This window comes from Novosphingobium sp. FW305-C-30-35, from assembly GCF_058783135.1.
Genome location: NZ_JBYSYJ010000003.1, coordinates 143,635 through 162,372 on the forward strand (window position 1 = coordinate 143,635; position 18,738 = coordinate 162,372).

Sequence of the window (18,738 nt, forward strand, 5' to 3'; positions counted from 1 at the left end):
GCGGACCAACCCGCCATGCGGAAAAGCTGTCAGGCCTCGGCAAACTCTCGCTTAACCGACCGCAGCGCACCTTGCCGGAACCGCGCAATGGTTAAGCGGTAAGATTCCTGTCAGCCGAGTCTTACCGGAGACGGATCGCCACGCTCCTCGATCAGCTTTGCCCGCGCATTCGCCCGGCAGCGCAGGTAGTCGGCCTCGACATCGCGCCCGGCCAGTTGGGCAAGGTGACTGAGCGCTCGGCCGAGCCCGCGTTCGGCAAGCACGCCCAGCATCGGTTCCACCGGCACGGCGAGTTCAGCGGCCAGCGCCTTCAACGCCCGCACCATTTCGGCGAATTCGAACTCCGTTAGCCTTGCGGATTCGTATTCTTCCTTGCGCAACAGGGCCTTGCCGAGGTCAAAGGTCATGGGCCAACTCCTCCATGCAGGATATGGCTCTTGAGATCAGTTGGACAAGCCGCCGCATCCTTGCATAGACGACGGCAACTCGGGGGATAGACGGTGACGGCAATTGCGCCCGCGATGGGCACGACGGAAGTGTTCCTGATCGCGCTGACGATCATCCTCGCCGTACCCTATCTGGTCTGGCGCCTGCTGCGAACCGACTACTGGGCGCCGCTCGTCGTCGTGCAGATCATCGGGGGCATCCTGCTTGGCCCTGGCGTGCTCGGCGCAGCCTTTCCCGAATACTACGCCTTCGTCTTCAATCCGCAGGTCATCGGCTCGCTGAACGGCATCGCCTGGTGGGCGGTGATGATGTTCGTCTTCGCGGCGGGGCTCGAACTTGACCTGACCGATGCCTGGGCCAATCGCCGCGAAACCGCGATCACCGCTGCGGGCGCACTGATCACGCCACTGCTGTTTGGCGCGGCTGCTGCCGCATTGCTCCTGCAGACGCCGGGCTGGATAGGGCCCAAGGGCAGCTATGCGCAAGTCGTCCTCGGCATCGGCATGGCCTGCGCCGTCACTGCCCTGCCCATCCTCGTGCTGCTGATGGAAAAGCTTGGTCTGTTCCGCGAACCCTTGGGCCAGCGCATCCTGCGCTATGCCAGCCTTGATGACGTGGCCATCTGGGGCGTCCTCGCGCTGATCCTGGTCGATTGGGAGCGGGTCGGTCGGCAGGGCATCTTCCTTGCGGCCTTCGCCGTTGCCTCGTGGGCCGTGCGGGCCCTGTTCCGCCGTCTGTCGGAAAACGATCGCTGGTACGTGTCGCTCATCTGGCTTGCCATGGTCGGCTTTGCGGCGGACTGGTCCGGCCTGCACTTCATGGTCGGCGCGTTTCTCGCAGGGGCGGTGCTCGATGCGCAGTGGTTCACGCGCGAGCGGCTCGATGGCTTCCGCCAGTTCCTGTTGCTTGCCGTCATGCCGGTGTTCTTCCTCTCGACGGGTCTGCGCACCAAGTGGGACGTCGGCGGCCTTGCCGTGTTTGGCGCCGCCTTCCTGTTCCTCGTCGCCTCGGTCGCGGGCAAGCTTGTCGGCGTGCGCATAGCCGGACGCCTGCTCGGCTGGGCCAAGGGGGAGGCCTCGATCATCGGCTGGCTGCTGCAGACCAAGGCGCTGATCATGATCATCTTCGTCAATGTCCTGCTCGACAAGGGCATCGTCACCAACGAGACCTTCACCGCCTTGCTGCTGATGGCGTTGATGAGCACGATGCTGACCGTCCCGCTTGTCACGCCCAAGCTGAAGGCGTTGCCTGCACCAACGGTCCATTAACGCCGTAGCGATAAGCATCGGCGGCATGGAAGCCGTCGATCTCCTCATGGCGGGCGTTGCCGCACTCGTGCTCGGCCTGTGCTGGTGCCTCTACCGCTGCACCGCGCTGCTCACCGGCTGGCAGGTGGCCGTCGCGCATGTCTGGCGCGGCGGCTACAGCGATCTCGAGCGGCTGGACGACTTCGTCCACATGCAACAGTCCATCGGCACCCTGCGCGGGTTCGACATCCGCGATGGCGAGGGCAAGCGCTGGATCGAGGACGAGGTTCTTTTCGAAACTGCCGAGGGCACCCGCGTCCATGCCATGGTCGGTCGGCAGGTGCAGCGCTCGTGGAAGCCGTCCAGCGTGTTCCGCATCTGGTATTGCCGTGATGATCCGCAGCGCGTCACCGCCTATGGCCCGGGATACTGGTTCACGATGGCCCTGCTAACCTCCGCTGCGCTCTATGCCACGTTCGCCTGGGGCATAGACTGGGCGCGAACTGGCCAGCCCCCACAATGGCTGGTCGATCTTTCGGCCGCCGAAGTCTCGCACAAGTAAGAGTGGCGCAGGCGCGCAATCTCGCTTCTCCTGTCGCAAAATACCGGAGAGGCCCTGCATGTCCGTCATCGACCCCGTCACCCGCCTGATCGCCATCGAGGAAATCAAGCAGCTCAAGGCGCGCTATTTCCGCTGCATGGACACCAAGGACTACACTGGCCTGCGTGCTGTCTTTGCCGACGACGCGGTGTTCGATGCCTCCTGCTCGCTCTCCATCGAACCCGCTGAGGACGCGGAGAACTGGACGCACTCCGGCGGTGACGCCATCGCTGCCTTCGTCCAGGCCGCCGTCGCCCCCTTGCGCACCGTCCACCACGGCCACTGCCACGAGATCGAGCTGCTTTCGGAAACAGAGGCGCGCGGCGTGATCGCCATGGAAGACCAGATCTGGGACGCCGATGGCAAGCCCTTCCTTCACGGCATGGGCCACTACCACGAAACCTACCGCAAGGAGGCAGACGGCTGGAAGATCGTCACCAGCCGCATCAGCCGCCTGCACGTGATCGTCGGCGAGTAACTTGGGCGCATCCGGCGTGGAATGAACGCGCCCGATCTGCCATAGCGGGGCGGTGAGCCTTATCGACACCGCATTCCCGGAATCCGAAATCCTCGACCGTCTCCACGCCGTATTCGGCTTTAACGCCTTTCGCGGCGTGCAAGCGGACGTGGTCGAGCGCGTGCTGGCGGGTCGCTCGACGCTCGCCGTCATGCCCACCGGCGCGGGCAAGTCGCTGACCTATCAGCTGCCAGCCGTCATGCTGCCGGGCACCTGCGTGGTCGTCTCGCCGCTGATCGCGCTGATGCATGACCAGCTGCGCAGCGCCACCGCCAACGGCATCCGCGCCGCCACGCTGACCAGCGTCGACATGGACCGGGGCCAGACCATCGACCGGTTCCTGTCGGGCGATCTCGATCTGCTCTACGTTGCCCCCGAACGGGCCAGCCAGCCGCACTTCCTCGAGATGCTCACCCGTGGCCGCGTCGCCATGTTCGCCATCGATGAGGCGCACTGCGTCTCCGAGTGGGGCCACGACTTCCGCCCCGATTACCGCCTCCTGCGTCCGCTGATGGATGCTTTCCCGGACGTGCCGCGCCTCGCGCTGACTGCCACTGCTGACCGCCACACCCGCGCCGACATCCTCACCCAGCTCGGCATCCCGGAAGAGGGCCTGATCGTTGCCGGGTTTGACCGGCCCAACATCCGCTACGCCATCACGGCGCGCGACAATCCCTTGCGCCAGCTGATGACGGTCATCGCCGAAAACCCCGGCCCCGGCATCGTCTATGCCCCCACCCGCGCGCAGGTGGAAAAGCTCAGCCAGCAGCTGCAGGCCAGCGGTCGCCCCGTCCTGCCCTATCACGCCGGGCTCGATCCGCAGGTAAGGGCCGACAATCAGGCGCGCTTCGTCGCCTCTGAAGATATGGTCATGGTGGCGACGGTCGCCTTCGGCATGGGGATCGACAAGCCCGACGTGCGCTTCGTTGCCCACGCCGCATGCCCGAAATCGATCGAAAGCTATTACCAGGAAACCGGCCGTGCGGGGCGCGATGGCGATCCTTCCGTGGCAGTCATGCTGTGGGGCGCAGAAGACTTCATGCGCGCCCGCCAGCGCCTCGCCGAAGTCGAAGAGCACCGCCGCGCCGGCGAACGCACGCGGATCGATGCGCTCGCGTCCTTGGTCGAAACCCCGCACTGTCGCCGCGCCCTGCTGCTGCGCCACTTCGGCGAAAACCCGCCACCGTCATGCGGCAATTGCGACAACTGCCTGGAAGCCCCGCGCGTCACTGATGCTACCGAGGTTGCCCGCAAGCTGCTCTCCGCCGTCTACCGCACCGGGCAGTCGTTTGGCTTCGGCTACGTCGAGAAAGTTCTCACGGGTGTTGCCGACGATCGCGTGACCCAGCGCGGGCACGACCAGCTTTCCGTGTTCGGCATCGTAACCGGCGATGAAGCCCCCCTGCTGTGCCCGCTCGCCCGCGCCCTGCAGGCAAGAGGTGCCTTGGTGGCCACGGAACACGGCGGCCTTGCCCTGGGCGGCGATGCCCGCGCCATCCTGAAGGGCGAAGCGGACGTGCCCCTCGTCCTCGTGCCGAAGAAGGAAGGCCGCTCAGGTCGCCGCCGCAGCGGTACAGGGGCGGCACTGAACCCTGTGGGCGATCCCCTGTTCGATGCCCTGCGCAATCTTCGCCGCGATCTCGCGCGCGAAAATGGCGTGCCCCCTTACGTCATCTTCCACGATTCCGTGCTGCGCGAGATGGCGGCTACGCGCCCGGGCAGCCTCACCGAACTCGGCCAGATCGGCGGTGTCGGCTCGCGCAAGCTTGATGCCTATGGCGATCGTTTCCTCGAAGTGATCCGGCAGTGGTAAGCTGAAAGCAAAACCCCCTCCCGGTCAGGGGAGGGGGCATGCTCAGTTGATCGTGCCCGAGGCAATCGGCTCGGCCGGATCGTGCAGGGGCTGCCCCCGCGTCTTCCACAGCGAATAGGCGACGCCGCCCGCAATCAGCGCGAAAGTGACGCCAAGGCTGAGCACCGGCGGGAACTTGTCACCGCCAAGCAGGAAATCGGAAACGAAGATCTTCGAGCCGATGAACACCAGCACGGCGGCCAGCGCATACTTGAGATAGGCGAAGCGGTCGATCATCGCAGCCAGCGCAAAATAGAGCGCGCGCAGGCCGAGGATCGCCATGATGTTCGAGGTATAGACGATGAAGGTATCGGTCGTGATCGCAAAGATCGCCGGGACCGAATCCACCGCGAACACAAGGTCGGCAAGGTTGATGACCACCAGCGCCAGGAACAGCGGCGTAGCGGCGTTGACCATCTTGCCGGTCTTCTCGTCCGGCACCTTCACGAAGAAGTGCTGGTCATGCAGCTCCTTGGTCACGCGCATGTGGCGGCTGATCCAGCGCACCGCGGGATTGTTGCCGATGTCCGGGTCATGGTCGTTGGCGAAAAACATCTTGATGCCGGTGAACACCAGGAACGCGGCAAAGATGTACAGAACCCAGTAGGCCTGTTCGACCAGCGCGGCGCCGCCTGCGATCATCGCGCCGCGCAGGAATATCACGGCGACGATGCCCCACAGCAGGGCACGGTACTGGTACTTGGGCGGAATGGCGAAGAACGTGAAGATCAGGCTGATCACGAAGACATTGTCGATCGACAGTGCCTTCTCGATGAAGAAGCCGGTGTAATACTTCATCCCCAGGTCCGCGCCCTTCTCGGCCCAGACCCACGCGCCGAACAGCAGCGCGATGGTGATATAGAACGCCGTCAGCTTCAGCGATTCACCGATGCCCATGGCCTTGTCCTCCTTGTGGAGGACGCCAAGGTCAAACGCGGTCAGCGCCACGACAAGGCCGAGGAAGGCCAGCCAGAACCACGCAGGCGTGCCCAGCCAGTCTGCGAAAAGGAACTCCATCAGTCAGACTCCTTGTGCCCCCGCACGTCCCGCAATTGCCTCGGCAATGCCTGGAGCGCGGGGGCGTTCCTCTGTGTCAGACTGTTGCCAAGGACGCCGGAAAACCAGCGGCTTCGGGACGGCGCAGGAACAGTGCCGCAAGCCGCGCCTTCACGGCGTTCTTGAGGCTGCGCAGCCGCAGCACATCCAACGGGTCGCGTGCGATGCGCAGCGCATCGTCCAGCTTCTGGTGACGCTCCATCAGGCGGAAGTAACGATCGGACATTGAAAGTTCCCTTGTCGAAACGGTTGCGTTCGATCGGGAATGCCGAAGCCCGCGAGGCCAAAGTCGGAAACGAGGGGAAGAGACCCGGACCCGCATGACATCGGCATTACCCGATGCGGTCCGACATCACGAAGCGCACTGCCACTATGGCCAGAACGCCGCGCTAGAGGGGCCCGGTCCGCATGAGCAATGTGGAGGGATTTGGTCCGGATTGCAAGAGGGCACGTTGAGGGGGGGCGTTCAGTTAGGTTTCCCTGAAAGGGGTGGCCACCGTCGATCTTCTGCTGGAAACTCCCGGCTCGGCAGGCATAATTCCATCGTCAGTCAGCCAGATCCTGCCATGGACCAAGCCCAGCTACACCCGTTCTGGGGCGAACATGCCACATCGCTCAATCACCAGCGCTGCCTCGCAAGTTGTCGCCACGGGCAGCGCGCCAGTTTGGCGAGTTGCGGATGATCGTCTGGGCCGACAGGTGGTGAGGGGGGTCTTCCTGCGGAGCCCGGTTCGTGCCGACGAATCATCCCTCGAAGCGTGGCTCGGCATCGGCAAACCCGTCCCGGGACATGGCGCCGCGGAGCACCTGCCACAGAAATATCCAGCAAAACAATGTCTTTTCTCTGGATCGGCGTTGGCATCTCCGGTTCACGGGTAGAAAGGCTTCATGGGCAATGCGCCGTGAAAGGCCGCCAACTCCACAAGCGCTCGGATGGCTCTAAAGAAACATGTGATAATTGCAGTTATCACATAAGCAGATTTGACCGTTCTTTATAAGGTGGGCTACAAGCGCGGCTGAGGAGCGAGGCGCGTCGTGAGCACCGAAACCGCCCGGGAAGGGCCAGAAATCCCCGTAGCGCCGCCTGAGGCTGTCCTGCCGGCCGTCAGGGCGCCGGCCGACCTTGCGTGGACGATCGTGCAGATGCGCGCCGGCGAGCGCATCACCGTCAACGAGGGCCTGATCGCCGCCTATCAGGCCGCTTCATCGCCCCACAGCATCCGTGCGCTCAAGTCCGACGTCGAGGCGTTCGATGCGTGGTGTCGGCGCAACAACCGGATTGCACTGCCGGCCACGCCCGAGATCGTCGCCGACTATCTCGACGCGCGGGCAGGGCAGGGGGCCAAGCCCGCCTCGCTTGGCCGCTACAAGGCGTCGATCGCCAAGATCCATCAGCTGCTTGATCTCAAGGATCCCACCCAGGCTGATCTCGTGAAGCTGCGGCTACGCGCGATCCGGCGCGAGAAGGGCACCGCGCAGGCTCAGGCGCGTCCCTTGCGCTTCAAGGGGCCAGTGCGAGACGTGGAGCGCGACAGTCCTCGCGGACTGAATGTGCGAGCTTTGCTGGAGGCGTGCGCGGGCGATCTGCCAGGCTTGCGGGACCGAGCCCTGTTGTCGGTGGCCTATGACACGGGGCTCCGTGCATCGGAGCTCGTCGCAATCAGCATCAATGACATTCTCGAGGCGCTTGATCCTGAAGCGCGCCTCCTCGCCATCGCGCGAAGCAAAGGCGATCAGGAGGGCGAGGGAGCCACAGCCTATTTGTCGCCCCGCTCTGTGCGGGCTGTCGCGGCGTGGAGAGAGGCCGCTGGGATCGACGCGGGGCCGTTGTTCCGGCGGGTGCAGGTACGGCGCTACAAAGCGCGGGCGGCTGTGAAGGGTCGTTCGATCGACAGCATCTCGGGCCGGGAGACCTGGGATCTGCGCAAGACGCTGTCCAAGCCCGCTGTGAAGGCGCGGGTCGAGTATGACATCGGCGCCGTGGCGCTGCACCCGGGCTCGATCGGACCAATCTTTCGGTCGATCATCGGCCGCGCGTTCGACCGTGGCGCGCTGCCCGATTTGACGGCGGACGATCTGGCGCGGTTGCTGAAGGGGATCAGTGCGCACTCGACGCGGATCGGGCTCAATCAGGACCTGTTCGCCAGCGGGGAGGATTTGGCCGGCATCATGGACGCGCTGCGGTGGAAGTCGCCGCGGATGCCGCTCGCTTATAATCGCAATCTCGCGGCAGAGCAGGGGGCGGCGGGGCGCCTTATGGCGAAGATTGGCTAGTCATGACGGCCTAAATAGGTCTTTGGATGATGCCGTGCGACCACACGACGGCGGCAGGTAGATCGAGGGATTTGCGCAGCGGCAAGAACCGGAGAAGGGAGGCTGAGCCCCCGGGGTCTTGAGCTACAACGTTAAGCCTAAGAAACGGGCAGGGGCCTGGTAGCGCGTAGTGTATGAGCGAAGCCACCATCGCTCAAACTCATCAGCACAGTCCAATTTCGAAGAGGAAACAAGAAAGTGGTTCCGGAAACGGTATGGATCTTATCCTGTGTAAACGCTCGCGCTAAATGGCGGCGTTCTGATCGCGCTATTTGTCAGTTGCCGGGTCCGATGACGAGGCAATCGCGCGCGGCCTGAACGATGTCAGCGGTGACCTCCTCGACGCGGTTGAGGGTCATGATCCGCCGCATCTGCGCGAACAGGCGCTCCATGAGCCGGAAGTTGCCGCGCGTGATGCGGATCACGGCTGCCTGCGCTTCGATCGCGTCGAGTTGGGCCGGGTCGAAGCTGATCCCGAAATCGCCGGCGTGGGTCGCGAGCAGCAGCCGCATTTCGGTCTCGGTAAGCGGTTTGAACTCGTGGACGAAGCCGATCCGCGAGTAGAGCTGGGCATAGCGGGCGAGGCGCTTCTCCAAGCCCGGCATACCCATCAGGATCAGCCCGAAGCCGTGGCGATCGGCCATGTCGCGGAGATGTTCGAGCGACTTTATGGTCAGGCGGTCGGCCTCGTCGACGATGACGAGGGGGCAGGCGATGCGGGCGGCGTCATGGGTGATTTCGTCCTGCGAGCCGCCCGCGACCGTCAGCCGGGCATAGCCCAGCTTAATGAGGTTGAGGCCCAACACCGCGTCGATCGTCTTGGGCGTGTTGCTGACCGACACGGTGTAGAAGACGGCGCGGCAGCGAGCGACCTTTTCGCCAAGGAGCGCGGCAATGGGACGGAGCGCGGCATATTCCCCCAGGTCGGGGAAGCTGGAAAACTCGCGCGCCGATCGCGTCTTTCCGACGCCCGGCCGGCCATGACACACGCCGATATAGCGGTAGTGCGCGCAGGCTTCGGCAAACTCGACGAACCGGGCATGTTCGCGGGTCGCCAGGAACGGCTGCTCGACCAGGAACTCAATCGTCAGCGGCGTAGAGCCGGAGCCCTCGGTAGGTGGTGGGCCGGGAAGCCGTATCCTCTTGGTCGCCATCGAAGGTCTCCGTGGGGGCAGGCACCTGCTTGTCGCGCTCCTTCGCGCCGCGCCGGGCGCGCTGGATCGCGCGCAACGACGGGTGCCCAGCGTGCTCGGAGCTGAGCGCACGGCAGACGAACCGGCCCTGGTGGTAGACGTGGATCTCGGTCAGGTCGCGGGGGTCATAGACCGCCTCGACCTGCTCGCCGACGAAGGCCGCGAGCGTGGGTTCGACATAGCGCCTGCCCATCAGACGGATGCCGTCGCGCAGCACTTTACGGGGCTTGGGCACGTGCACGAGCAGCATGTCGAGCTGTTCAAGGCTGTCGGGCATTGCGGGCAGGAACCCGCCCTTCTGCCAGCGCGTGATCGGCGGTTCGCCGGTGCTGCCATGCGGGCGACGATGATAGACGCCGCACACGAACGCCTCGAAGCGGGCGCGCAGCTCGTCGAGCGTGAGCACTGGCGCCGACAGCGGCTTGCCCGCGATCAGGTGGCCGGGCAGGTCGGGCAGGAACATGTCGTTGATGGTGCGGAACAGCCGCTCGATCTTGCCGCGCCCGCGAGGACGCCCCGGCAGCGAATGGATGAGGCGGATTTTGAGGGCGATGCACGCCTGCTCGATATGCTCGGAGATGAAATCCGAGCCGTTGTCGACGTAAAGCTGTTCGGGAATGCCGCTGACGATCCATTCGGGATTGGGCTTGCGCCAGATCGCCTGCCGCAAGGCGAGCGCCGTGTTGAGGGCACTGGGGGCATCGAGGCTGAGGAAGTAACCGGCGATGGCTCGGCTGTGATCGTCAACGATGACGGTCAGCCAAGGACGCACCGGGTTCCGGCATCATCGAGCACGAGAATGTCGAGAACGGTATGATCGGCCTGCCACATCTCGTTCGAGGTCGCGGCTTCGCGCCGATGCACTAGCTCGTGCTGGTCGCGGTAGACGGCCGGATCGGAGGCTGCGGCGATCTGGCTTGCCGGTATCGCCCTGACGACACGCGCGACGGCCGCATAGCTGGGGGTTCGGTGTCCATGCGCGATGGCGAGTTCCTGCACCTTTCGGTGAATGGCGGCGACCGGGGGTCGCGGGCGCTTGGTGGCGAGAGTGCGGGTCAGTTCGACCAGATGTTCCGGCAGGTGCAGCCTGCCCCGATCGTTGCGCGGCAGACGCGCGAGACCGGCAAGTCCTTCGGCACGGTAGCGCCCGAGCCAGCGCTGCAACGTCCGCTCGCTCAGCGTGCCGGTGCGGGCGAGGTCCGCGAGCGGGATGCCATCGGCGAGGTGCGGTTCAAGGACGCGGTAGCGCTCGATCGCCAGCGGCGGGACAAGCGCCGGATGCGTCACCGCCGACGGTCCGTGTCGCAGGTAAGGAAAACGGAGATTTGCCTGCCCATCGCCATGCGAGTCCGCTCGCGTTGCCAAACCGGCCTGTTCGACGTAAATCTACCCGGTAAAGAAAACTAGGGCAACATAGACCTGCCGATGACGACTTTCTTCCCAAACCGCGCCCGATCGGGGCGCCACCGGCCCTACGCATGAAAATCGGTTACGCCCGCGTATCGACCGCCGAGCAGAACCTGGACCTCCAGCGTGATGCGCTGAAGGCTGCCGGCTGCGAGAAGGTCATCACCGACAAGGCCTCCGGGGCGACTGCCGCTCGCCCTGGATTGGAAAAGGTGAAGGAGCTGCTTCGCGCCGGCGACACACTGGTGGTCTGGCGCCTCGACAGGCTCGGCCGCTCGCTCCGTGATCTGATCGGATGGATGACCTACCTCGACGAGGAAAAGGTCGGGCTGCTGAGCCTGCACGAGGCGATCGACACGACCACCACGTCGGGCAAGCTTACCTTCCACCTGTTCGGGGCATTGGCGGAGTTCGAGCGCAACCTGATCCGCGAGCGGACCCAGGCCGGTCTCACCGCAGCCCGCGCTCGCGGCAAGAAGGGTGGCCGGCCGGCCGCACTCGGCAAGGAAAAGCGCGACCTGCCCGTCAGGCTCTACCACGAGAACACGATGCCGATCGCCAAGATTTGCTCGATGCTCGGCATCTCCAAGCCAAAACTCTACGCCTATGTGCGATCGGCCGAGACCAAGCCGGTAGCCGCGTAGCGACGCTCGCCGACAAATAGCGCGATCAGAATGCCGCCACTTAGCGCGAGCGTTTACACCGTTTGCGGTCCCGATCGGCCCAGCGTCCCCCGGAACCGTTCGTTATCGGGAAGGCATCTAAGCGGTCTGCACCATCCTTCATCTAAAGTTCTCCAAGCGCTTCTGAGGATTTTCGGGCGCACCAAAAGCACTTGCTCCTCCAGTGGCTGGAGCATGTAACCGCAATTTGCTCTCCTGCGGACGGGGGGCTGGAGGTGGCTTTTTGACGGCCCGTGTTGAAGCAATCGGTATGTCTCGACGCTCATTAGTGGCGCGGCTGGTGGCCTGTGGAACCGGCTTGGTGCTCGGTTCTCCAACGCTCGCGCGACAGACTTCCCGGTCTGCGGGCTCGTGGAACTTCGGTGCGGCTCACCTCGAATGGGAGCCGCTGGAAGTCGGCACGGGTGATACCCTCCTTGTTTCGGCACAAGTGCGCGGAGTGCCGGTGCGGGCGGTGCTCGACAGTGGCAGCGGCGCGTCGATCATGAGCACGGCGCTCGCGGCGAAGCTCGGCTTGAACGATGGTGAGCGGCGCATGATTAGCGGGCTGAGCGCCAAGGCCCCGGTGCTGCTGGTCCGCGACATCGACGTACAGCTCGCCCGCGAAACCCGTCGCTTACCCTTTGCCGTCGTTGGTGATCTGAGTTCAGTGTCGGCGGCCTTCGGACGACCGATCGATATCCTCCTCGGTGCCGATATGTTCACGGGTAGCTGCATCGCGCTCGATTTCGCGAAAAGGCGTATGGCGGTCGTCAAGTCAGGCACGTTTCTCGCCGGTCCCGACTGGCGCGCTGTCGCGCTCGGGCGCGGTGCCAAGCAGGAGCTGTTCATTCGAGCTTCCGTCTCGGGTTTGCCTCCCGTGCCCTTGATGATCGATCTTGGCAGCTCGGCCGCGCTGATGCTCTCGTCGGCCTATGCCCGCGATCAAGGGCTGTTGAACGGGAAGCTCGTCTCGACCGCGGCGATCGGCGGCGTCGATGGTGTGCGTATCAACGATGCTTTCACGATCCAGAACATCAACATCGAAGGGCTTGGCGTCTCGAACGTCCCCACACTCGGGATGAGAGCTTGGCTCTCCACCAGCACGGTTGGCAATGTCGGCCTACCGCTGATCGCTCAATTCGACGTGGTGTTCGACGTGACCGCCGGATTCGTGTGGCTCCGGCCACTCGGTCCTCGTCGTCGCCTGCCGATGCTGAAGGACCGTAGCGGCCTTGGCCTCGCAGCCTCACCAACGGCGCTCACCGTTGTTCATGTGGCGGCGAACAGTCCCGCGGAAAAGGCTGGCTGGGCGGTCGGCGACCGGATCGTGGCGGTGAACGGCCATTCGATCGATGCGAACTATACGCGTGGGGAGCTCTGGCAAGTGCGCTCCCGGCCTGCTGGCACCCTCGTAAAGCTGACGATGGCCTCGGGTGATGTGCGCGAGCTCAGGCTGGCCGATTATTATTGATCGGCTTGAGGGTGGCCTTTGCCGATCGCCTTCATGATCCGACAATCGGCCATGCGCGCCTTGGTGCAGCTCTGGCTGAGCATTGCCAACTCATCCCGCAACACCGCGAGTTGCGCCAGTCTCTCCTCCACATCCTTGAGGTGCTGAGCAGCGATAGCTGAGGCGGCACCACAATCCTGGTCCGGGTTCTGCGCCAGCCCCATCAACGAACGGATCTCGTCGACGGAGAAGCCAAGCCGGCGACCGTTGCGGATGAAGTGCAAACGCTCAATGTCACTGGCATCGTAGGTTCTGCGACCCGACGCCGTGCGAGGGGCGGATCGGAGCAACCCGATCGACTCATAAAAGCGGATCGTCGTCACCTTCGTCGAGGTCTCGCTGGCGAGCTGCCCAATCATCACCGGCTTCATCATGCCATCCTTGCTTATGCGAACGTGTCGCACATTTCGCTTGCTTCTACAGCGACTGGAGGTGGTAAGGAAGGCCGCATGAATGCTTCTACCGAAAGCTGCGGGTGCCACGGGGAGCCCGCGCGCGCGCAAACCGATCCGGCCTATCGCCGTGCGCTGCTGACCGTCGTGGTGCTCAACCTCGGCTTCGGAGTCGCCGAGCTGTTCGGCGGGTTCATCGCCGATAGCCAAGCGCTGAAAGCGGATTCCCTCGATTTTCTCGGGGACGGGTCGATCAGCCTTATCGGTCTTCTCGCGCTTGCCTGGTCCGCACGGGCGAGGGCAAAGGTCGCGCTGACGCAGGGGTTGTTTCTCGGTGCGCTTGGCGTGGGCGTAATCGGTTTCGCGATTTGGCGCGCCCTGAACGCAACCGCGCCCGATGCCGAACTGATGGGCACAATCGGCGTTGTCGCGCTCGCGATCAATGTCGTGTCCGCCTTGGTGCTTGCGCGTTTCCGGGAAGGGGACGCCAATGTTCGCGCGATCTGGCTGTTCAGCCGCAACGACGCGCTCGCCAACGTGGCGGTGATCGCCGCGGCCGGTCTGGTGGCGTGGACAGGAAGCGCCTGGCCGGACCTCGCCGTCGCCGGCCTCATCGCCCTCCTGTTCCTCCACTCCGCTTATGAAATCGTCACTGGCGCTCGGCGCGAATTGGGAGAGCGGTAGTGCGTCTGCTCGCGTTGATCCGGGCAATGCTCTCGTTGCGGCTGCTCTCCGCGCTCGCGGCGCTGCTGATCCCTGCTGCGGCAATCGCCGAACCCGGCGATGTGCAAACCGCATGGCGGCTGCTCGACTATATGGCCGTCGATTATGGCGGCGCGGTCGCCAACGGTCGGATCAAGAGCACGTCGGAATATGCCGAGATGACGGAGTTCGCCGCGTCGGTCTCGACACGGCTTCAGGGCCTGCCGGCGAAGCCGGAGCGTCAAGCCCTCATCCAGCGGGCTGCCAACCTCCAGGCGGTGATCGCGGAAAAGGGACCGACTGAACAGGTGGCAACATTGGCGCACGGGCTCGCGGCCGATCTGTTGCGCGCCTACCCGGTGCCGCTCGCGCCCGATAAGGCTCCGAACCTCGTCTCCAGCGATGCCCTGTTCCGACAATCCTGCGCGTCCTGCCACGGGATGACGGGCAACGGCCGTGGCCCTGACGCCGCCAAGCTCGCTACGCCCCCGATTGCTTTCACCGATGCCGAGCGCGCGCGCCAGCGCAGCGTGTTCGCGCTCTATCAGGTGGTGACGCAAGGCATCGACGGGACCGCGATGCAGAGCTTCGCCGATCTGCCCAACGATCAGCGCTGGGCGTTAGCATTCCGAGCCGGGAGCTTCGCCTTCACGGATGCGCAGGCGCGCGAAGGCGAGCGGCTTTGGAAATCCGACCCGACCCTTCGCCGGCGCATTCCGGACCTGAAAACCCTGGTCGCGCTCACCCCGGCCGCGCTCGGCGCGGCGATCGGCGACGCCAAGGCTGACCCAGTGCTCGCGTTCCTGCGTCGTCATCCCGAACAGGTGATACAACAGGCTCCCGGCTCGCTCGCGGTCGCCCGCGCCAAACTCGCCGAAAGCGTGGCGGCTGCGCGGCGCGGCGATGCGCGCATGGCGAAAGAGCTGGCGCTGTCGGCCTATCTCGATGGGTTCGAGCCGATCGAGCCAACACTCACCGCGCGCGACGCGACGCTGATGGGTCGAATCGAGGGCGCGATGGGGGAGTTCCGCGCCTCGATCGACCGGGGCGCGTCGCCCGATGATCTCGCGGAGAAGGTCGCAGTACTGGGCGGCCTTTTCGACGATGCGGAAGCGGCGCTCGCGCCTGATGCCGCCACCGAAGCGTCCACGTTCCTGGGCGCGTTCACGATCCTGCTGCGTGAAGGGCTCGAAGCCCTGCTCATCGTTGTCGCCATGATCGCGTTCCTGCGTAAAGCCGAGCGCGGCGAGGCGCTGCGGTACGTGCATGGCGGCTGGGTCAGCGCGATCATCGCGGGCGGGATCACCTGGGCGGTCGCCACCTATGCGATCGGGATCAGCGGTGCGAGCCGGGAGCTGACGGAAGGGTTTGGCTCGCTGTTCGCCGCGGTCGTGCTGCTCTCGGTCGGGATTTGGATGCACGGCAAGGCGCAGGCCGATCAGTGGCAGCGCTATATTCGCGAGAAGATGTCGCGGGCGCTCTCGGGCGGGTCGGGCTGGTTCCTGTTCGGGCTGGCGTTCGTCGTAGTTTATCGCGAGGTCTTCGAGACGATCCTGTTCTATGCCGCGCTTTCGGCGCAAGGTGACAACGGGATGCTTCTCGCGGGGGCCGGGTCGGCGATTGGACTGCTCAGCCTGATCGCTTGGGCCATGCTTCGCTACAGTCGCAAGCTGCCGATCGCGCAGTTCTTCCGCTATAGCTCCTGGCTCATGGCGGTCCTGACCGTCGTGCTGGCGGGTAAAGGCGTCGCCGCGCTCCAGGAAGCCGGCCTTATCAACATCGCACCGCTCGCGGACGTGCCACGGCTGTCGATGCTCGGCGTGTTTCCCACTTGGCAATCGGTGCTGGCGCAACTCCTGATGGCGGTCGCCATTGCGGTCGGGTTCGCCTGGAACGGGCGCGACCGATCCCGCTCGGGTTCCGGCTCAGTGACCCTTGGTTCGAATTAGTGCAATGACATGAAAACCCTTCCGTGATAGAGGCAAGCTAGTGCGAGCCTTTTTGCCTTTCCTGACATGCCTGATGCTGGTCCTGACCAGCTTCTCCGGCATGGCCCATGCCGCCGATCTGGCGGGGGGAAGCATCGCGGGCGTTGAGTTCACGGTCCATACCGCCGGTGACATCGATCAGGTGCCATCGGACTCGGACAAGAATGTCCCGCATCATCACAATTATTGTCACGGACACGACGTCGGCGCGCCTGCGCGCACGACGATGGAATATACCCCCGTCCTCACAGTGCCCAAGCCGACAATCTCCGCCTCTGCGTCGCTCGACGGCCGCACCGGCATGGTCCATTTGAGGCCCCCCCAAGCCTGACGTCCGATTTGGGCGTGCGTTGGCGCGCCCCTGTCGATCATCGTCAGGAGTCCTATTTTCATGAATCGTATCCTCGCGGCCATGCTGGCCGCAGCGTCTTGCGCCACGATGGCGCAGGCGCAGGTCGGACCGTCCGCGCCTGTTGCGCAGGATGCGCCGGTCTACACGCTTGACCAAGCGGTCAGTGCAGCGGGCGGTTCGGCCCCTGCTGCGGAAGCGGCGACAGCTGGAATCGACGCGGCCCGTGCAGGTCGCACAGTCGCCGGCTTGCGGCCCAATCCGGTGGTTCAAGGCCAAGTCGAGAATGTCATCGGCTCCGGGCCGTATCGGGGGGTCCGCAGCGCGGAAACCACGGTCGGCTTTGCGATCCCGATCGAGCTAGGCGGCAAGCGCGGCGCCCGCGTCGCGGTCGCCAATGCGCAATTGTCCCGGGCCGAGATCCAGGCCGCGATCATCGCGGCGGATGTCCGGCTTCAGGTAACGCAGCTCTATGTCGAAGCGGTCGCGGCCGATCGCCGGGTAATGACAGCCCGCGATCAGGCCCGGATCGCCAGCGATGCGCTGCGGGCCGCGAGCGTTCGCGTGCAGGCAGGGCGGGCATCGCCACTCGAGCAACAGCGCGCGGATGTCGCGCGTATCAATGCCGACGCCAATGTGGAGCGGCAGCTTCGCTTGGCCGAGGCGGCCCGCGCCAATCTGGCGCGTCGGATCGGACGGCCGATCGACGGCCTGCTCGATGACACGCTGCTCGATCGCCTTCCCGGTGTGAACGTCTATGGGCCGTTGGCACCGGTCAACACGACCGGCACACTCGCGCTGGCGGCAGCCAACGCGGATTTCTCCATTGCCGAAGCCGGCGTGCGGCTCGCGCGCGCCAATCGCGTGCCTGACCTGAACGTCGGGCCGTCGATCCGCCGCCTGGAAGCGACCAACGACATGGCGGCGGTGTTCAGCGTGTCGATCCCGATCCCGGTGTTCAACAATGGTCGCGCCGCGATTGCGCAGGCGACCGCGCAGCGGACCCAGGCGGATGCGCAGCGCCGCGTGACCGCGCTCGACATCGAACAGGCGATCACGGACGCGCAGGCGCAGGCGGCCAATGCCGCAACGACGGCTCGTGCGGCGTCGGGGCCGGCGCTGGCGGCTGCACAGGAGGCCGCCCGCATCGCGCGGATCGGCTATCGCGAGGGCAAGTTCGGCCAGCTCGAATTGCTCGATGCTGAACGCACGCTCGCCGAAACGCGGGTCGCCGCGATCGACGCGCTTGCCAATTACCAGAATGCCCGCGCGCAAGTGGAGCGACTGACCGCTCGTGCGCCCAATGGGGGGAATCAGTGATGAAGAGCTTTTATCTCGCGGGCGCGGCGTCGCTCGCCCTGCTCTTGGCTGCCTGCGGCGGCAAGGATGGCGGAAACGAGGCAACTGCCGAAGGCGCAGCTGCCAATGAGACGGCAGCGGGCACGGAAAAGGGCGGTGCTGAAGGCGGTCATGCCGGTGAAGGCGTCGTCACATTGGGTGCCGACCAGATCGCCACAGCGGGCGTCCAGGTCGGACGGCCGATCATCGGCGGGGCCGGGACGATCGAGCTGCCCGCGATCATCGAGGGCGACCCACAGGGAACGCAGGTCGTCTCGGCCGCAATTGCGGGACGCGTGGTCGCGCTCACCCGTAACCTCGGCCAATCGGTCGGACGCGGCCAGACCATTGCGGTCATCGAAAGCCGCGAGGCGGCGCAGATCAAGGGCGAGGTCGAGGCGGCGCGGGCGCGGCTTCAGCTCGCTAATTCGAACCTCGCGCGCGAACAGCGGCTGTTCGCGCAGAGAGTCTCCCCTGAACAGGATCTGATCGCCGCCCGCACAGCGGCGACGGAGGCGCGGATCGCCCTGACGCAGGCGCAGAGCATGGTTTCGGCGGCGGGTGTCGGCGGCGGCGGGCTCAACCGGCTCGGCATTGCCGCGCCGATCTCGGGCCAGATCATTGCGCGCCCCGTGACGCTGGGACAAACGGTCGCGGCGGATGCCGAACTCTATCGCATCGCCAACCTGAGCCAGGTGTCGATCGCGCTTAATCTCAAGCCCGAGGATGCGGGCCGGGTGCGTCCCGGCAATACGGTGCTGGTGAAGGCGGCAGGCCGTCAGGCGACCGCCCGCGTGACCTTCGTGTCGCCGGCGCTTGATCCGCAGACGCGGCTCGTGCCTGCGCTCGCCACCCTCGACAATCGCGGTGGCGAATGGCGGGTCGGCGAGCCTGTGACGGCAGCCGTGCAGCTCACGGGCAGCGGCGGGAGCGGGGCGGTCCGCGTGCCGACGACGGCGGTCCAGAGTTTCGAGGGCAAGTCGGTCGTGTTCGTGCGCACGCCCACCGGCTTCAAGGCGACCCCGGTCCAGCTCGGCGATGCGTCGGGCGACACGGTGATCGTCCGGTCGGGCCTGACCGGCAACGAACAGATCGCCACCACCGGAAGTTTCACGCTCAAGGCCGAGATCGGCAAGGGCGAAGCGAGCCACGAGGATTAAG

19 protein-coding genes are annotated in these 18,738 nt (G+C 65.2%); 12 read left to right on the forward strand and 7 right to left on the reverse strand.

Annotation, left to right across the window (positions count from 1 at the left end; all coding sequences use genetic code 11):
• Positions 1 to 110 precede the first annotated feature (110 nt).
• Positions 111 to 407, reverse strand: a complete 297-nt coding sequence (locus tag AC3WLM_RS20150) for a hypothetical protein (protein WP_492478622.1) — start codon at positions 405 to 407, stop codon at positions 111 to 113.
• 114 nt (positions 408 to 521) lie between these two features.
• On the opposite strand from AC3WLM_RS20150, the gene AC3WLM_RS20155 reads away from it, so the two are divergent.
• The 4 genes from AC3WLM_RS20155 to recQ are packed head-to-tail and all read left to right on the forward strand — an operon-like array spanning position 522 to position 4,625.
• Positions 522 to 1,715, forward strand: coding sequence for a cation:proton antiporter (locus tag AC3WLM_RS20155; RefSeq protein WP_492478659.1), 1,194 nt, complete (start codon positions 522 to 524; stop codon positions 1,713 to 1,715).
• 25 nt (positions 1,716 to 1,740) lie between these two features.
• Positions 1,741 to 2,256: a hypothetical protein gene (locus AC3WLM_RS20160; RefSeq protein WP_492478623.1), complete on the forward strand. Its 516-nt coding sequence runs from the start codon at positions 1,741 to 1,743 to the stop codon at positions 2,254 to 2,256.
• Between the two features lie 58 nt (positions 2,257 to 2,314).
• Positions 2,315 to 2,773 carry a nuclear transport factor 2 family protein gene (locus AC3WLM_RS20165; RefSeq protein WP_492478624.1) on the forward strand — a complete coding sequence of 153 codons (459 nt, stop codon included), beginning with the start codon at positions 2,315 to 2,317 and terminating at the stop codon, positions 2,771 to 2,773.
• Between the two features lie 52 nt (positions 2,774 to 2,825).
• Complete coding sequence (gene recQ / locus AC3WLM_RS20170; RefSeq protein ID WP_492478625.1) at positions 2,826 to 4,625, forward strand: DNA helicase RecQ; 1,800 nt, start codon at positions 2,826 to 2,828, stop codon at positions 4,623 to 4,625.
• Positions 4,626 to 4,667: 42 nt separating this feature from the next.
• Here recQ and AC3WLM_RS20175 read toward each other — a convergent pair whose 3' ends face one another.
• Both AC3WLM_RS20175 and AC3WLM_RS20180 read right to left on the reverse strand, forming a co-directional pair.
• Positions 4,668 to 5,681 carry a TerC family protein gene (locus AC3WLM_RS20175; RefSeq protein WP_039335345.1) on the reverse strand — a complete coding sequence of 338 codons (1,014 nt, stop codon included), beginning with the start codon at positions 5,679 to 5,681 and terminating at the stop codon, positions 4,668 to 4,670.
• A 76-nt stretch (positions 5,682 to 5,757) separates the two neighbouring features.
• Complete coding sequence (locus tag AC3WLM_RS20180; RefSeq protein ID WP_039335347.1) at positions 5,758 to 5,946, reverse strand: hypothetical protein; 189 nt, start codon at positions 5,944 to 5,946, stop codon at positions 5,758 to 5,760.
• An 809-nt stretch (positions 5,947 to 6,755) separates the two neighbouring features.
• Between AC3WLM_RS20180 and AC3WLM_RS20185 the strand changes: the two genes are divergently transcribed.
• On the forward strand, positions 6,756 to 7,994 hold the full coding sequence (locus tag AC3WLM_RS20185) for a site-specific integrase (RefSeq protein WP_039335349.1): 1,239 nt from the start codon (positions 6,756 to 6,758) through the stop codon (positions 7,992 to 7,994).
• Between the two features lie 314 nt (positions 7,995 to 8,308).
• Here AC3WLM_RS20185 and AC3WLM_RS20190 read toward each other — a convergent pair whose 3' ends face one another.
• From AC3WLM_RS20190 to AC3WLM_RS20200, 3 genes are read right to left on the reverse strand one after another with little or no spacing between them, the layout of a single operon-like run.
• Complete coding sequence (locus tag AC3WLM_RS20190) at positions 8,309 to 9,187, reverse strand: AAA family ATPase (RefSeq protein ID WP_009824028.1); 879 nt, start codon at positions 9,185 to 9,187, stop codon at positions 8,309 to 8,311.
• Positions 9,114 to 9,998, reverse strand: coding sequence for a TnsB C-terminal domain-containing protein (locus tag AC3WLM_RS20195; RefSeq protein ID WP_226018257.1), 885 nt, complete (start codon positions 9,996 to 9,998; stop codon positions 9,114 to 9,116). The genes AC3WLM_RS20190 and AC3WLM_RS20195 overlap by 74 nt, the downstream gene beginning before the upstream one ends.
• Positions 9,983 to 10,513: a helix-turn-helix domain-containing protein gene (locus tag AC3WLM_RS20200; RefSeq protein ID WP_226018256.1), complete on the reverse strand. Its 531-nt coding sequence runs from the start codon at positions 10,511 to 10,513 to the stop codon at positions 9,983 to 9,985. The genes AC3WLM_RS20195 and AC3WLM_RS20200 overlap by 16 nt, the downstream gene beginning before the upstream one ends.
• Positions 10,514 to 10,704: 191 nt before the next feature.
• On the opposite strand from AC3WLM_RS20200, the gene AC3WLM_RS20205 reads away from it, so the two are divergent.
• Both AC3WLM_RS20205 and AC3WLM_RS20210 read left to right on the forward strand, forming a co-directional pair.
• Positions 10,705 to 11,277 carry a recombinase family protein gene (locus AC3WLM_RS20205; protein ID WP_021224432.1) on the forward strand — a complete coding sequence of 191 codons (573 nt, stop codon included), beginning with the start codon at positions 10,705 to 10,707 and terminating at the stop codon, positions 11,275 to 11,277.
• Between the two features lie 289 nt (positions 11,278 to 11,566).
• Entirely contained in the window at positions 11,567 to 12,769 is a 1,203-nt protein-coding gene (locus tag AC3WLM_RS20210; protein ID WP_013039112.1) for an aspartyl protease family protein, read from the forward strand.
• Here the strand turns inward: AC3WLM_RS20210 and AC3WLM_RS20215 are convergent.
• Positions 12,763 to 13,179, reverse strand: a complete 417-nt coding sequence (locus AC3WLM_RS20215; RefSeq protein WP_004212867.1) for a MerR family transcriptional regulator — start codon at positions 13,177 to 13,179, stop codon at positions 12,763 to 12,765. The two genes, AC3WLM_RS20210 and AC3WLM_RS20215, sit on opposite strands and share 7 nt — an antisense overlap.
• A gap of 78 nt (positions 13,180 to 13,257) precedes the next feature.
• Here AC3WLM_RS20215 and AC3WLM_RS20220 point away from each other — a divergent pair, with 78 nt between their 5' ends.
• The 5 genes from AC3WLM_RS20220 to AC3WLM_RS20240 all read left to right on the forward strand — a co-directional run bounded on the left by AC3WLM_RS20220 (position 13,258) and on the right by AC3WLM_RS20240 (position 18,737).
• Positions 13,258 to 13,884: a cation efflux transmembrane domain-containing protein gene (locus tag AC3WLM_RS20220; protein ID WP_004212870.1), complete on the forward strand. Its 627-nt coding sequence runs from the start codon at positions 13,258 to 13,260 to the stop codon at positions 13,882 to 13,884.
• Positions 13,884 to 15,851 (forward strand): cytochrome c/FTR1 family iron permease, encoded by a 1,968-nt coding sequence (locus tag AC3WLM_RS20225; protein ID WP_004212871.1) that lies wholly within the window; start codon positions 13,884 to 13,886, stop codon positions 15,849 to 15,851. Before AC3WLM_RS20220 ends, AC3WLM_RS20225 begins: the two co-directional genes overlap by 1 nt.
• Positions 15,852 to 15,924: 73 nt before the next feature.
• Positions 15,925 to 16,221: a hypothetical protein gene (locus tag AC3WLM_RS20230; RefSeq protein ID WP_007406840.1), complete on the forward strand. Its 297-nt coding sequence runs from the start codon at positions 15,925 to 15,927 to the stop codon at positions 16,219 to 16,221.
• A gap of 60 nt (positions 16,222 to 16,281) precedes the next feature.
• Positions 16,282 to 17,559, forward strand: a complete 1,278-nt coding sequence (locus AC3WLM_RS20235; protein WP_004212875.1) for a TolC family protein — start codon at positions 16,282 to 16,284, stop codon at positions 17,557 to 17,559.
• A complete protein-coding gene (locus AC3WLM_RS20240) occupies positions 17,559 to 18,737 on the forward strand; it encodes an efflux RND transporter periplasmic adaptor subunit (protein WP_004212877.1) in 1,179 nt (392 codons plus the stop codon). Before AC3WLM_RS20235 ends, AC3WLM_RS20240 begins: the two co-directional genes overlap by 1 nt.
• The last annotated feature ends 1 nt before the right edge of the window (position 18,738 follow it).